The sequence below is a fragment of the Sphingopyxis sp. Geo25 genome (assembly GCF_949769135.1).
In the GTDB taxonomy this organism is placed as follows: Bacteria; Pseudomonadota; Alphaproteobacteria; order Sphingomonadales; family Sphingomonadaceae; genus Sphingopyxis.
In genome coordinates, this window is the sequence record NZ_CATKOZ010000001.1 from 1,222,210 (window position 1) to 1,235,311 (window position 13,102).

Sequence of the window (13,102 nt, forward strand, 5' to 3'; positions counted from 1 at the left end):
GCCGGGCTTGACCCGGCATCCACGCGTCCTTTTGGGGGATGCGATGGGCCCCGGATCAAGTCTGGGGTGACGAATGATGCGGTCAGTCCTCGATAAAGCCGTTCAATCGCTCGCAGGCAGCGATCCAGTCGGCCTTGAATTCCTGCACGACCTGTCCGGCACCCATCGCTTTGTTCATCAGGCCTACCCCCTGGCCGACCCAATAGGTCGCGAGCGCTTTCGCACCTTCGTGACCGCCCTCCGAGAGCTTATCGACCTTGCGCAACGCCGGTTCGCTGACCAGCGACTGGAGCGGCATCGGTAGCGGCTTCGGCGCGCCCTCGGCCTCCCAGGCGTCGGTCCAGGGCGAGCGAAGTTGGCGCGACGGCTTGCCGGTACGGCTCTTCGAGCGCACGGTGTCGCGCGACGAGGCGGCGAGCATCTTTTCCTTCACCACGGGGTTGGTCTCGGCCTCCGCGGTCGTCAGCCAGACCGATCCGCACCAGGCGCCATGCGCGCCCATCGCCATCGCGGCGGCCATCTGGCGCCCGGTGACGATACCGCCGGCGGCAAGGATCGGCGTCGTCGCGCCGACGGCTTCGACGGCAGCCGCGACCTCGGGAACGAGCACCATCGTCGCAACTTCGCCGCAGTGGCCGCCGGCTTCGCCGCCCGCGACGACAAGGATGTCAACGCCCGCGCGAACCTGCGCCAGCGCATGGTCGCGGGTGCCGACCAGCGCGGCCACCGGTACGCCATGCCGCTTGCCGAGTTCGAGCATCAGCGGCGGCGGAACGCCAAGCGCATTGGCAATCAGCTTGATCGGATGACGGAAGGCGACTTCGAGCAGTTTCGCGGCACCATCGTCGGTCATATTTTCGCCGAGACCGCCGCCGATGCTGGGCAGCGCCAGATTTCCGTCGTCGACGCCGTGCTTGACGAGCAGGTCGGCGACGAAGGCCTTATGCTCGGCGGGGATCGGCGGCAGTTCGCTCCGGGCTTCGCCTTTGCCTGCGAAGCTGTTCGGGACGATCAGGTCGACGCCATAGGGCAGGCCGCCGATATGCGCGTCGATCCACGCCAGTTCTTCCTCGAGCCGCTCGGGCGGCAGCGACGCGGCGCCAAAGACGCCCATGCCGCCGGCCTTCGACACTGCGACGATGACGTCGCGGCAGTGCGAGAAGGCGAGCAGGGGAAATTCGATGCCGAGCATCGCGCAGATCGGGGATTGCATGGGGCCTCTCTCCATTTCTCTATTTGCAGCCATGTCAGCGGTAGTTGACGTAAACGTCAAGTTGATTTGCGCGGGTGCCCCTCTATCGCTCGTCGCATGAGCGATTTTTCCCTTTCCGGTTTCGACCTTGGCGCCTTTGTGCGCAGCACCTTGGCCGAGGATATGGCGTCGGGGGGCGATATCACGTCGATGGCGACGATCCCGGCCGGCGCGCGCTTTTCGGGAGTGATGGACAGCCGCGACGCGATCACCGTCGCCGGTCTGCCGATCGCCGCGATGTTCTTCCGCGCGCTCGATCCGGCGATGGAGATCGAGATACTGGCGGCCGAAGGCGAACAGGTCGCGGCGGGCAGCGACCTGATGCGGCTGACGGGCAACGCGCGCGCGATGCTCACCGCCGAGCGCTCGGCGCTGAATACCGTGCAACATCTGTCGGGGATCGCGACGATGACGCGGCAGTATGTCGATGCGCTGGCGGGGACGGGGGCGACTTTGCTCGACACGCGCAAGACGATTCCTGGCCTGCGTGTGCTCGAGAAATATGCGACGCGGACCGGCGGAGCGACGAACCATCGCATGGGTCTGTGGGACGCGGCGATGATCAAGGACAATCATGTCGCGGTCGCGGGATCGGTCGAGGAAGCCGTCCGCCGCGCGGTCGATGCCGGGATCGAACGGATCATCGTCGAGGTCGACCGGATCGCGCAAGTCAGGCCCGCGCTGGCGGCGGGCGCGACGCATCTGTTGCTCGACAATATGAGTCTCGATGAACTGCGCCAGTGTGTCGTGCTGGTCGACGGCAAGGTGCCGACCGAAGCATCGGGCGGCGTCCGGCTCGACACGATCCACGCGATCGGCGCGACCGGCGTGACCTATGTGTCGGTCGGACGGCTCACCCAGTCGGCGCCCGCAGCCGATATCGGGCTCGACTTTGCGCTGGCTTAGCGCTGTCGCGCTGGCGCTGATGCCGGTCACGGCGCAGGCGCAGGCGCTCTCCTGTTCGGTGCCTGACCGCGTTTCCGTGCCGCGACTCGAACGCCCGGCGCGCGACGAGCCGGTGCGCAAGCCGCCGACGACAGGCTATTTGCTCAGCATGAGTTGGTCGCCGCAGCATTGCGCCGACGTCCGGAACCCGAAGGATGTCCGCGACCGTTTCCAATGTTCTGGCGAAAAGGGCCGCTTCGGCTGGGTGCTGCACGGTTTGTGGCCCGAGACCGACACGAGGGACTATCCGCAATGGTGCCGCCCGGCGAAGATCGTGCCGCAGCCGGTGCTGAAGAAACATATGTGCATGACACCCTCGGCGCAGCTGCTGCAGCATGAGTGGGCGAAGCACGGCACCTGCATGAGCCCGCATCCGGCCGCCTATTTCGCCGCGGCGTCGAAGCTGTTCCGGGCGGTCCACTTTCCCGACATGAAGGCACTCGCCGCCGAGCCGCAGACGGCGGGGAGCATCCGCCGCGCCTTCGCGGCACGCAACAAGGGCGTGACCGCCGCGATGGTCGCAGTGTCGACCAATCGTGACGGGTGGCTGGACGAAGTGCGGCTGTGCCTCGGTCCGCGAATGCGCCCGCGGGCATGCAAGCCGTTCCAGGTCGGCGCTCCCGACGGTAAGCCGGTGCGCATCACGCCGATGCCCGGCAGTTAACGATCAGGCGCAATGGCGTCCCGGGCTGGGACGGCCGGGCCGTTAACTCTTTTTTAACCTTACCGACTCGTTAACGCGGGCGTAGCTTCGCGTGCATGGACTCGGACGAACAGATCGACATCCGCGATCGCCTGCGCGGCTATGCGGCCCGGCAGCTTGTCATTGCGCGAATGAGCGCGCCGGCGAACTGGCAGGACGAGCTTCGCGAAACGCTGGCGGCGCAGCGGGCAATCCCGTCGCCGTGGGCGCGAGGAAGCGATGCGCGGCTGTTTCTTGAGAGTTTTGCGATCTTCTTCGTCGCGACGATGGTGTTCTTGATCTAGTCGCAGGCGCGGTGAAGCTTGACCGCCAGCCAGGCGGAGATCAGGCACATCGCGGCGCTCATCAAAAGCTGGTCGACGACGCCGATACCAGCAAAGCCCAATCCCATCGCGAGCAGTGAACCAGCGACCATCGCCCCCGAATTGACGATGTTGTTCGCGGCGACGGTGCGTGCGGTCTGATCCTTCGGCACGGTGGTGGTCAGGAAGGCGTAGAGCGGAACGACGAACATGCCGCCGCTGATCGCGATGCCGAGCAGGCTGGCGAGCAGGGGAAGGACGTCGGCATGGCCCAGGAAGCCGTCGATCCCGTACATGACACCCGAGGGATCGTGCTCCCAATTGCGGCACACCCAGTAAAAGGCGACGACGAACGCGCCCATGACGATGACGCTGGCCGGGCTGTAGCGCGCCGAAACCTGCCCCTTGAGCAGCCGATTCACGGCGACCGAACCGATCGCGATGCCGATCGAGAAGATCGCGAGGAACAGGCTGGCGACGCTTTTGTCGGCGTGGAGGATATTCTTCACCAGCGGCGGGAACTGGATGAACAGGACCGCGCCGATCGTCCAGAAGAAGCTGATCGAGAGGATCGCGAGATAGAGGCGCGGGATGTGCATCGTGCCGCGCACGAGCGTCACCGACGAGCGGACAATATGCCAGTCGATTCCCGTTTCCTCATGCTCGGGCGGGGCGGGCGGGACCTTGCGACCGGTCCAGTAGCCGATCATCGCGACGAGGACGACGCCGAGGGCGGCCCATTCGACCTCGATCACGCCGGCGAGGATCGTGCCCGCGAGAATTGCGATATAGGTGCCGGCCTCGACGAGCCCGGTACCGCCCAGCACCTCGTCGCTGTTCAGGTGCTGCGGCAGGATCGCATATTTGATCGGCCCGAAGAAGGTCGAGTGAATGCCCATCGCGAAGAGCGCGAGCATCATCAGCGGTATCGCGACGAGATGCACCGCCCAACCCATCCACGCGAGCACTAGGCCTGCGCCGCCGACAAGCATGATCAGGATCTCGCAGAATTTGACGATGCGGATGATCCGCGCCTTGTCACGCGTGTCGGCGAGTTGGCCGGCGAGCGCGGAGAGGAGGAAGAAGGGGATGATAAACAGGGCGGTCGCGACCGCGCTGAACAAAGTCTCGGATGCTTCGTCGTTGAAAACGCCGTAAACGACGAACAGCACCATCGCATTCTTGAACAGATTGTCGTTGAAGGCGCCGAGGAGCTGGGTGACGAAAAGTGGCAGGAACCTGCGTTGTTTCAGCAGCGCAAAGGATCCGGTCATTGAAAATCCAGTTTGACAGCCCGACATTGCGACAGCGCCAACCCGCGATGGTCTCTTTTGGGGCAATGCTGTTGTCGCACGGGGGGCTTATCGGTTAGGGCAGGCGGGGTCAAAGCCCAATTGGGCCGCAAAGCTAGAACGGACGCGCCGACAGGGATCATGCTAAGCCTTCCCAACATCCTGACACTGTCGCGCATTCTGGCGGTTCCCATCCTGCTTTTTCTCCTGTGGCCGGGCGTGGCCGAGGGGTCGTTGCAGCCGAAGCCGATCGACTATGCGCTGGCATTCGGGCTCTATTGCCTGATGGGCATTACCGATTATTTTGACGGCTATGTTGCGCGCTCGCGCGGGATCGTCTCGCGACTGGGCGCATTCCTCGATCCGATCGCCGACAAGATCATGATCGCGGCGGTTATCCTGCTGCTGGTCTTTACGCGCGACATCGACGGTTATCACGTCATCGCGGCGCTGATGATCCTGCTGCGCGAGATCATCGTGTCTGGATTGCGTGAATTTCTCGCGACGCTGCAGGTGTCGATGCCAGTCACCCAGTTGGCGAAATGGAAGACGACCTTCCAGCTCGTTGCCTTCGGTGCGCTGATTCTGGCCGGAGCGCTACCCGCGATGGCGTGGATCAAGATCGTCGGACTCGCCTCGCTATGGGGTGCGGCGGTGCTGACGCTGATCACCGGCTGGGATTATCTGCGCGTCGGCCTGAAGCATATGGACTAGGCACGTGACGCTGACGATCAGCTATTTCGCATGGGTGCGCGAGCGGATGGGGGTTGCCGGGGAAGTGATCGACCCTCCCGCCGATGTTACGACCATCGCCGATCTGGTCGGCTGGCTCGCCGCGCGCGACGATCGCGGCGCGCTGGCCTTTGCCGAGCCAGGGCGTATTCGTGCCGCGGTTGGCGGTACAATGGTCGGCCCGGATGCGGCGATCAGCGACGAGATCGCGTTATTTCCGCCGGTGACCGGAGGATGATCCGCGTAGCGGTCCAAACCGACGCGATCAATGTCGCGGCCGAGCTCGATATTCACGATGCGGGGGGACATGGGGCAAGCGCGATCTTCGTTGGACGCGTGCGCGGCGACGACGGGCTTGCCGAACTTTTCCTCGAACATCATCCCGCGCTCACAGAAGGCGGGCTGGCTGAGCTCGCGCATGTCGCGGCCGATCGCTGGTCGCTATCCGCGCTGACGCTGGTCCACCGCGTCGGCGGAATGGCAACGGGCGAGACGATCGTGCTGGTGCTGGCGAGCAGCGCGCATCGTGCAGAGGCGCTGGCCGCCACCGAGTTTCTGATCGACCGGCTGAAGACTGATGTGATGCTGTGGAAGCGCGAGACGTTTGCCGACGGGCGCGTTGCGTGGGTCGAGCCGCGCGATGGCGATCATGGCCGCGCGGAACGGTGGGATTAGCGCCACGGTAGGCTAAAGCCTGCTTTTGGGTAGGGAGCTGATCTCATGATCCTCCCCATCGACTGCGATCGGGGCTGCAAGCCCGCTGCGCTGACGGAGAGGCCGAGCGCTTAGCGCCCGATGAGAGCTCAACCCATGGATGCTGGAACAGCGAGGCCGTCGCCGCAGCCAGCATGACGGCTTTTTGATGTCCGCTCTCTATCCCAAAGCGGACATCCAAAACCAGCCTCGTCGCGACGGGCGCGCGACCAGCGGCGGAATCTAGTCCCGCCTCTGCAGGCTCACGACCGCGTGGATCGGCAGTTCGGCGTAGATGTGCGGGAACAGGTCGCCGCCGCGCGCCGGTTCCCAGCGAACGGCGTCGCCGAGGAGGAGGAGGTCCACCTCGGCGATCATGAGGCCGCTTTGGCCGGCGAAATATTTCTCGATCGTCGCCTCGAGCTGCTCCGCAGTCGACAGATGGATATAGCCGTCGGCGATATCCACTGGCGCGCCGCGAAATACCCGCTCGCGCTCGAAATCGGTCCATTGCTGCGCGGTGAGCACTTTGAAGGCCGTCGCGGGCGTCGTCATTCTGAGGGGGCTTCGCTGGCCGGGGCTTCGGCGGCGGTTTCCACGCCTTCGCCTTCTTCCTCGTCGCTGTCCTCGATCAGCGCGGCCGAGACGACATGTTCGTCGGCCGCGACGTCGAACAGCCGCACGCCGGCGCTGCCGCGGCCGATGACGCGCAGGCTGTCGAGGCCCATGCGGATGAGCTTCGCCTGGTCGGTCACGAGCATCAGCTGGTGCGCCTGCGTCGCGGGGAAGCTGGCGACGACCGGGCCGTTGCGGCCGATATTGTCGATGTTGGTGATCCCCTGGCCACCGCGGCCGGTGCGACGATATTCATAGGCCGACGACAGCTTGCCATAGCCGTTGGCGCAAACGGTGAGGATGAATTCCTCGCGGCTGGCGAGTTCGGCCATCCGTTCGCCATCGAGCGTCGGTTCGTTCTCATTGTCCTTCCACGGCGCGGCGCGGAGATAGGCTTCGCGTTCCTCGCTGGTCGTCCCGACCTTGTGCAGGATCGAGAGCGAGATGACTTCGTCGCCATCGGCGAGACGCATACCGCGCACGCCGGTCGAATTGCGGCTCTGGAATTCGCGCACATCGTCACCGGCGAACCGGATCGCCTTGCCCTGGCGCGTCGCGAGCAACACGTCGTCGCTCTCGTCGAGCAGCGCGACACCGATCAGCCGGTCGTCTTCGTCCTCGCCCTCGAACTTCATCGCGATCTTGCCGTTCGATGGCACGTTGGTGAAGGCGTCCATGCTGTTACGACGCACATTGCCCTTCGCGGTTGCGAACATGACGTGCAGCTTGCCCCATTCGCCCTCATCCTCGGGCAGCGGGAGCACGGTCGAGATCGTCTCGCCCTGCGCGAGCGGCAGCAGGTTGATCATCGGGCGGCCACGCGTTGCGGGTCCGCCCTCGGGCAGGCGCCACACCTTCATGCGGTAGACCTTGCCCGCAGTCGAGAAGAAGAGCACCGGCGTGTGCGTCGAGGTGACGAACAGGTTGGTAACGACATCCTCGTCCTTTGTCGCCATGCCGGCGCGGCCCTTGCCGCCGCGGCGCTGGGCGCGGAAGGTTTCAAGCGGGGTGCGCTTGATATAGCCGTCGAGGGTGACGGTCACGACCATCTCCTCGCGCTCGATCAGATCTTCATCGTCGATGCCGTCGGCCGCGGGGGCGACCAGCGTCTTGCGCGGCGTCGCGAATTCGTCGCGCACCGCGACGAGTTCTTCGCGCATCACCGCATAGAGCTTTTCGCGGTCCGCGAGGATCGAAAGAAGTTCCTCAATCTCGGTCGCCAACTCGCCGAGTTCCTTGCCGATTTCGTCGCGTCCGAGCGCGGTCAGACGATGGAGGCGGAGGTCGAGGATCGCCTTCACCTGCGTCTCCGACAGTCGATAGGTGGCGCTCTCCTCCATCTCGCCCTCGATCGCTTCGACGAGACGGATGTAGGGCGCGATCTCGCCGATCGGCCATTCGCGCGCCAACAACGCCTCGCGGGCGGCAGCGGGCGAGGGCGAGCCGCGGATTATGCGGACGACTTCGTCGAGATTGCTGACCGCGACGACGAGCCCCAGCAAGATATGTGCACGGTCGCGCGCCTTGGCGAGTTCGAACTTGCAGCGGCGCGTGATCACTTCCTCGCGGAAGGTGATGAAGGCCGAGAGAATGTCCTTCAGCCCGAGCATTTCGGGACGGCCGCCACGGATCGCGAGCATGTTCGCGGGGAAGCTCGACTGTGCCGGGGTGTGTCGCCAAAGCTGGTTGAGCACGACGTCGGCGGTGGCATCGCGCTTCAGTTCGATGACGACGCGGACGCCCTCGCGGTTCGATTCGTCGCGAATATCGGCGACGCCCTCGATCCGCTTGTCGCGCGCGGCTTCGGCAATTTTCTCGACGAGACCCGACTTGCCGACCTGGTACGGAATCGAAGTCAATACAATCGATTGGCGATCGTTCTTGCTTTCCTCAATGATGTGCGTCGAGCGCATCATGATCGAGCCGCGACCGGTCAAATAGGCGTTGCGGGCGCCGCCCTGGCCGAGCATCAGCGCGCCGGTCGGAAAGTCGGGGCCGGGAACGATCGCCATCAGATCCTCGAGCGAGATTGAGGGGTTGTCGATCGTTGCAAGCGTCGCGTCGATGACTTCGCCGAGATTGTGCGGCGGAATATTCGTCGCCATACCGACCGCGATGCCGCCCGCGCCATTGACGAGCAGGTTCGGGAAGCGCGCGGGAAGTACCGTCGGCTCTTCGCGGCTTGCGTCATAGTTGGGCTGGAAGTCGACCGTGTCCTTATCGAGGTCGTTCAGCAGCACCATAGCGGTCTTGGCCAGCCGTGCTTCCGTATAACGCATCGACGCCGGCGGATCGGGGTCCATCGAACCGAAATTGCCCTGACCGTCGATCAACGGCACGCGCAGCGACCAGTCCTGCGTCATGCGCGCGAGCGCGTCGTAAATCGCGCTGTCACCGTGCGGGTGGTAGTTACCCATGACGTCGCCGACGATCTTCGCCGATTTCTTGTACGGGCGGCCGGGAACAAAGCCGCCTTCCTGCGCCGCGTAGAGGATACGGCGATGGACCGGCTTCAGGCCGTCGCGTACATCGGGAAGCGCGCGGCTGACGATCACGCTCATCGCGTAATCGAGGTAGGAAGTCTTCATTTCGTCGACGATGTTGATCGGCGAAACACCGTCGTCCGACGGTTGCATAGGCGTATTTTCTTCGGTCAAAGCCCGGCCTTTTTTCTGCTTATCGGGAGATAAAATCGGACTAGCCGATGGGGGCAGGAAAGGCCAGCGATTCGGTCATTTTTCGGGATATTTTTTGCTCGGCTTCGGGCGTGGACGGGAACCGGGAAAGTGGAGCGTTTTCTTTATTCTAGAATGACGTCATGCCATCCGATCTCCGGTTATGCCGGCGACGGCCGGGATATCGCCTCTCCGTCCGGCATCGCCGCCCAGAACCGGGCCTTCTGAAGGATGGGCGAGCAGAGGAATCGGCCTCGCTGCAGGCTTGCCAATCGCGCGTCCTCCCCTAAAGCTGCGGGCCGATGACCATGAGACTGCCAGGGGGGTGTCGGTGGCCCTGATCGCGCTGGTCGGCGCGAGCGAAATGCTGCCCGACGGCGGCTTGCGGGCGCTCGTCACCGTGGCTGGCGAGACGCTGATCGAGCGGCAGGCGGCGCGGCTCGCCGATGTCGGGGTGACGCATATCGCTGTCGTGGTCGCGGCGGTGCCTGCGGACCTTATCGCGACGTGCGACCGCATCCAGCGGCGCGGAATCAAGGTGACGCCTGTGCGCGCAGCTGCGGATCTGGTCGCGATCGTCGAGAGCGACGACCGGATCATCCTCGTCGCCGACGGACTCCGCGCGAGCGGGACCCATTATGCCGCGATCGCCAAGCCCGGTTCGCCGGCGATCCTCGTGACCGGCGACACGGTGCTGACGCAGGCGTTCGAGCGGATCGACGCGACGCGGCGCTGGGGCGGGCTGGCCGCCATCTCGCAGCCGATGGTTGCCGAACTCGCGGCGATGCCGGGCGAGTGGGACATGATGCTGACGCTGCTGCGGCTCGCAGTGCAGGCGGGATCGCGGCGGCTCTACTGCGAGCCCGCGCTGTTCGAGCAGGGCGAGATCGCGGTCGTTATTGACCGCCCGACCGCGGCGCTGATCGAGCAATCGAGCCTGCAGCAGGTCGAATATGGCGGGATGGGGCTGGGGCGATCGGCGATCATGATGCCGATCGTGCGGCTGGCCGGGCCGCTACTCGTGCGATCCGCGAAAGTCGCACGCTACATGCCTTATATCACGGCGCTTTTGTGGGTCTCCGTCGGGCTGCTCGCGGCGAATGGTCTCGCGGCCGCGGGCGCGCTGGTCGCGCTGTTCGGCGGGCTTGGCCTCGCCACGATGCGGTTCCTCGCCGCCTTTCGCGCGCAGAGCGTGACGCAGGACCGCGTGCGCAATGCCATCCGCACCTTTGCGCTCGTCCTGCTGGGGCTGTTTCCCTGGCTGCTCGCCTTGGCAGGCCCGGAGCATCGGATGCCGCCCTTTTCGCAAGCCGCGCTCGCACCCTGCCTCGCCGCGATCATCATGCTCGCGCGGACCTTGTATGAGGATTCGGGCGAAAAACGCCGCTTCCACTGGCTGCTCCCCGACGCCGACCAAGCGTGGATCATGCTGCTGCCCGCGCTGATCTTCGGTTTCGCGCCGCTGATGTTCGCAATCCTGCCCTTGCTCGGCCTGTTCCAGATCATGCTGTGGATGCGGCTCGCACGGCGGCCGGAAGCGCGGTAAAGCCAAGCTCGCCAAGGTTTAAGGCCTATTAACGACATGCTGCTATCGCGAGCGTGCATGGCTGACTTTTTTCCCTCGCCCGGCATCGACCCGCCGTCGCCGACGCTGTCGGCGCGCCTGCGCGAGCTGGCCGATTTCCTGGCGGCGCCCGCCGCGGGGCGGCTGACCGAGGAGCAGCGAGCGCTGTCCCTCGGCATCGCGCGTCGGCTGGTCGAGGATGCGGCGCGCGAACTGTCGGCGGACATCGACGTCAGCGCGCTGTGGCGCGACTGGCTGGAAAGCGGCTTGCCGACTGCCCCGCGACTCGCCGCTGCCTGTTTCGCACGCGCCGAGGAACATCGCTGGCGCGAGCATTCGGCGCGGCGGATCGCTGCCCCCGTCGTGGTTCCGGTGGACGGTGACGAGCCGCCCGCGCCCGAGACGATCGACACGACGCCCGAGGCCGACCGCGCCTATCTGGCGCTGCGGATTGCCGACCGCCGGCGTGCCGACGGCCGTGGAAGTCCCCGGATTGCGCTTGAAGATGTCGAGCCCGAACTCCTGCGTGCGCTGCTGCTCGACATCGCTGCCTGGCGCATGGTGCAGGCAGGGAAAGATGGCCAATTGGCGGCTGGCCTGGGTGAAGCGGTGCGCAAGGTCGTCGAATATCGTGCGGCGATCCCGGGGATCGACGTAGCGGCGCGGCAATATCTGGCCGCGCTGGGCGAGGGGGCAGCGATCGAAGGGGCCGCGGCGAGTGCGATCGATCGCCACGACTGGCTGGCGCTCGTCGCGCTGGCGGCGGCCGCGAGCCGCCGATCCTTTGCCGACATGGCGCTTGCGTTGACGAGCGCGGAGGCGGCCGCTTTGCCAGCGCTTCTCGCTCCGCTTAGCCTGGACCGCGCATCGCTTGCCCCGCTTGAAGCATCGCTCGCCGCGCTGCCATCGCGCACGGTCGAGACGCGCGGATGAACGAGCGGATCGTTCGCGGCCGCGTCGATAGCGCGGGCAGGTTGGTGAGCGCCGACGCGCCGCTGCTGCGCCTGCAACAGCGCGCGGGGGCGGCGATCGGCCAGCCGCTTGCGCTGCCCAATCTCGCGCGGCTCGTTGTGCTGGCGCAGCGGCTGCAGCGCGACATTTCGCGGCCGCTCTATGCCGCTGACGATCATAGCGACATTCATGCGCTCGTTCGCGTCCTGCCCGATGGGGAGGGCGCAAATCTTGAAATCAGCGACTGGCGTACGCGGCCGATCCTGCTTCCCGAGGCGCCGGCTGACGGCGCGGGCATGGCGTCGGCCGACGGGTGGACATGGGAATGCGATCAGCGGCTGCGCCTGCTGACCTTGCACGCCGAGGGCGATGCGCTGCCGATTCCAGCCGACTGGGAGGGACGGTCGCTGTCCGAGTTGTTCGAGCTCCAGCCCGACGAGCAAGGCCGGTTCCCGGTGCTGCGCGCGCTCGCGGGGCAGTCGCGGTTCGACGGGCAACGCGTGCGCGTCGAGACCGAACAAGGCACGGTTACGATGACGCTGGCGGCCGAACCGCTGTTCGACGCAACCGGGCGGCTGACCGGCTTTCGCGGCGTCGCGGTGAGGGGGGCGGCCGATACGGACGCCGGCGAATATCCGGCACCACCGCCCGATCCGGCCTTTGGATCGCTGCCACTGTCCGATCCGCAATTCGGACGGCGGATCGATGGTGCGCTGCGCGGTCCGTTGAGCCGCATCATCGCGACTGCCGAGACGATCCATGGGCAGTTCGACGGGCCGATCCGCGCCGACTATGCGCGCTATGCCGGCGATATCGCGCACGCGGGGCGGCACCTGCTCGGGCTCGTCGATGATCTGGCCGACCTCCAGAATATCGAGCGTCCGGGGTTCAAGGCGGCCGCCGACCAGATCGACCTTGGCGACCTGGCGCGCCGCGCCGTCGGCCTGCTCGGCATGAAAGCGGAAGAAAAGGGCATTCGCATCGACGCGCCGCGCGTCGACGACAAGATGCCGGCGACCGGCGAATTCCGGCGCGTGTTGCAAGTGCTGTTGAACCTGCTCGGCAACGCGATCCGCTATTCGCCCGACAATTCGCAGATATGGATCCGCGTCGATCGCGAGGGCAACCGCGCGATGGTGACCGTGGCCGATCAGGGGCAGGGCATTTCGGCCGAACAGCAGGATGTCGTGTTCGAGAAATTCGAACGACTGGGGCGCACCGATAGCGGGGGGTCGGGGCTCGGCCTTTATATTGCGCGCCGCCTGGCGCGCGCGATGGATGGCGACCTGACCGTCGACAGCGCGCCCGGGCAGGGGGCCAGGTTTACGCTGAGTTTGCCGGCGCGGGATTGAAGGCGCCGCGATTGACGATGTCGTGG

At 65.7% G+C, this 13,102-nt stretch carries 13 protein-coding genes; 9 read left to right on the forward strand and 4 right to left on the reverse strand.

Annotation, left to right across the window (positions count from 1 at the left end; translation table 11 throughout):
* Positions 1–82: 82 nt before the first annotated feature.
* Positions 83–1,213: an NAD(P)H-dependent flavin oxidoreductase gene (locus QOL68_RS06055; RefSeq protein ID WP_282947821.1), complete on the reverse strand. Its 1,131-nt coding sequence runs from the start codon at positions 1,211–1,213 to the stop codon at positions 83–85.
* 96 nt (positions 1,214–1,309) lie between these two features.
* Between QOL68_RS06055 and nadC the strand changes: the two genes are divergently transcribed.
* The 3 genes from nadC to QOL68_RS06070 all read left to right on the forward strand — a co-directional run bounded on the left by nadC (position 1,310) and on the right by QOL68_RS06070 (position 3,184).
* Positions 1,310–2,158: a carboxylating nicotinate-nucleotide diphosphorylase gene (nadC, locus tag QOL68_RS06060; RefSeq protein ID WP_282947823.1), complete on the forward strand. Its 849-nt coding sequence runs from the start codon at positions 1,310–1,312 to the stop codon at positions 2,156–2,158.
* Complete coding sequence (locus QOL68_RS06065; RefSeq protein ID WP_282947825.1) at positions 2,145–2,861, forward strand: ribonuclease T2 family protein; 717 nt, start codon at positions 2,145–2,147, stop codon at positions 2,859–2,861. Before nadC ends, QOL68_RS06065 begins: the two co-directional genes overlap by 14 nt.
* 95 nt (positions 2,862–2,956) lie before the next feature.
* On the forward strand, positions 2,957–3,184 hold the full coding sequence (locus tag QOL68_RS06070; RefSeq protein ID WP_282947827.1) for a hypothetical protein: 228 nt from the start codon (positions 2,957–2,959) through the stop codon (positions 3,182–3,184).
* Here QOL68_RS06070 and QOL68_RS06075 read toward each other — a convergent pair.
* Positions 3,181–4,476, reverse strand: coding sequence for an MFS transporter (locus tag QOL68_RS06075; RefSeq protein ID WP_282947829.1), 1,296 nt, complete (start codon positions 4,474–4,476; stop codon positions 3,181–3,183). The two genes, QOL68_RS06070 and QOL68_RS06075, sit on opposite strands and share 4 nt — an antisense overlap.
* Before the next feature lie 159 nt (positions 4,477–4,635).
* Between QOL68_RS06075 and pgsA the strand changes: the two genes are divergently transcribed.
* Genes pgsA through QOL68_RS06090 form a run of 3 tightly spaced genes read left to right on the forward strand, consistent with a single transcriptional unit; the run spans position 4,636 to position 5,901 of the window.
* A complete protein-coding gene (gene pgsA, locus QOL68_RS06080) occupies positions 4,636–5,208 on the forward strand; it encodes a CDP-diacylglycerol--glycerol-3-phosphate 3-phosphatidyltransferase (protein WP_058456055.1) in 573 nt (190 codons plus the stop codon).
* A gap of 4 nt (positions 5,209–5,212) precedes the next feature.
* The gene (locus tag QOL68_RS06085) at positions 5,213–5,464 is read left to right on the forward strand and encodes a MoaD/ThiS family protein (protein WP_204992987.1); all 252 of its coding nucleotides are present in this window, start codon (positions 5,213–5,215) and stop codon (positions 5,462–5,464) included.
* Positions 5,461–5,901 carry a molybdenum cofactor biosynthesis protein MoaE gene (locus tag QOL68_RS06090; protein ID WP_282947833.1) on the forward strand — a complete coding sequence of 147 codons (441 nt, stop codon included), beginning with the start codon at positions 5,461–5,463 and terminating at the stop codon, positions 5,899–5,901. The genes QOL68_RS06085 and QOL68_RS06090 overlap by 4 nt, the downstream gene beginning before the upstream one ends.
* A 261-nt stretch (positions 5,902–6,162) precedes the next feature.
* Here the strand turns inward: QOL68_RS06090 and QOL68_RS06095 are convergent, their stop codons facing one another.
* Together QOL68_RS06095 and gyrA are read right to left on the reverse strand one after the other, a co-directional pair.
* Positions 6,163–6,474, reverse strand: a complete 312-nt coding sequence (locus tag QOL68_RS06095; protein WP_058456057.1) for a DUF952 domain-containing protein — start codon at positions 6,472–6,474, stop codon at positions 6,163–6,165.
* Positions 6,471–9,170: a DNA gyrase subunit A gene (gene gyrA / locus QOL68_RS06100; protein ID WP_282947836.1), complete on the reverse strand. Its 2,700-nt coding sequence runs from the start codon at positions 9,168–9,170 to the stop codon at positions 6,471–6,473. The genes QOL68_RS06095 and gyrA overlap by 4 nt, the downstream gene beginning before the upstream one ends.
* A 370-nt stretch (positions 9,171–9,540) precedes the next feature.
* Between gyrA and QOL68_RS06105 the strand changes: the two genes are divergently transcribed.
* The 3 genes from QOL68_RS06105 to QOL68_RS06115 are packed head-to-tail and all read left to right on the forward strand — an operon-like array spanning position 9,541 to position 13,076.
* Positions 9,541–10,755 carry a hypothetical protein gene (locus QOL68_RS06105; protein ID WP_058456196.1) on the forward strand — a complete coding sequence of 405 codons (1,215 nt, stop codon included), beginning with the start codon at positions 9,541–9,543 and terminating at the stop codon, positions 10,753–10,755.
* 57 nt (positions 10,756–10,812) lie between these two features.
* On the forward strand, positions 10,813–11,706 hold the full coding sequence (locus tag QOL68_RS06110; protein ID WP_058456059.1) for a hypothetical protein: 894 nt from the start codon (positions 10,813–10,815) through the stop codon (positions 11,704–11,706).
* Complete coding sequence (locus QOL68_RS06115) at positions 11,703–13,076, forward strand: sensor histidine kinase (protein WP_058456060.1); 1,374 nt, start codon at positions 11,703–11,705, stop codon at positions 13,074–13,076. The genes QOL68_RS06110 and QOL68_RS06115 overlap by 4 nt, the downstream gene beginning before the upstream one ends.
* Positions 13,077–13,102 lie beyond the last annotated feature (26 nt).

What these genes read in the sequence shown, in the direction of transcription:
- QOL68_RS06055 (WP_282947821.1), bottom strand. Translation starts at nt 1,213, where the DNA reads ATGCAATCCCCGATCTGCGCGATGCTCGGCATCGAATTTCCCCTGCTC.
- nadC (WP_282947823.1), top strand. Translation starts at nt 1,310, where the DNA reads ATGAGCGATTTTTCCCTTTCCGGTTTCGACCTTGGCGCCTTTGTGCGC.
- QOL68_RS06070 (WP_282947827.1), top strand. Translation starts at nt 2,957, where the DNA reads ATGGACTCGGACGAACAGATCGACATCCGCGATCGCCTGCGCGGCTAT.
- QOL68_RS06075 (WP_282947829.1), bottom strand. Translation starts at nt 4,476, where the DNA reads ATGACCGGATCCTTTGCGCTGCTGAAACAACGCAGGTTCCTGCCACTT.
- pgsA (WP_058456055.1), top strand. Translation starts at nt 4,636, where the DNA reads ATGCTAAGCCTTCCCAACATCCTGACACTGTCGCGCATTCTGGCGGTT.
- QOL68_RS06090 (WP_282947833.1), top strand. Translation starts at nt 5,461, where the DNA reads ATGATCCGCGTAGCGGTCCAAACCGACGCGATCAATGTCGCGGCCGAG.
- QOL68_RS06095 (WP_058456057.1), bottom strand. Translation starts at nt 6,474, where the DNA reads ATGACGACGCCCGCGACGGCCTTCAAAGTGCTCACCGCGCAGCAATGG.
- gyrA (WP_282947836.1), bottom strand. Translation starts at nt 9,170, where the DNA reads ATGCAACCGTCGGACGACGGTGTTTCGCCGATCAACATCGTCGACGAA.
- QOL68_RS06110 (WP_058456059.1), top strand. Translation starts at nt 10,813, where the DNA reads ATGGCTGACTTTTTTCCCTCGCCCGGCATCGACCCGCCGTCGCCGACG.
- QOL68_RS06115 (WP_058456060.1), top strand. Translation starts at nt 11,703, where the DNA reads ATGAACGAGCGGATCGTTCGCGGCCGCGTCGATAGCGCGGGCAGGTTG.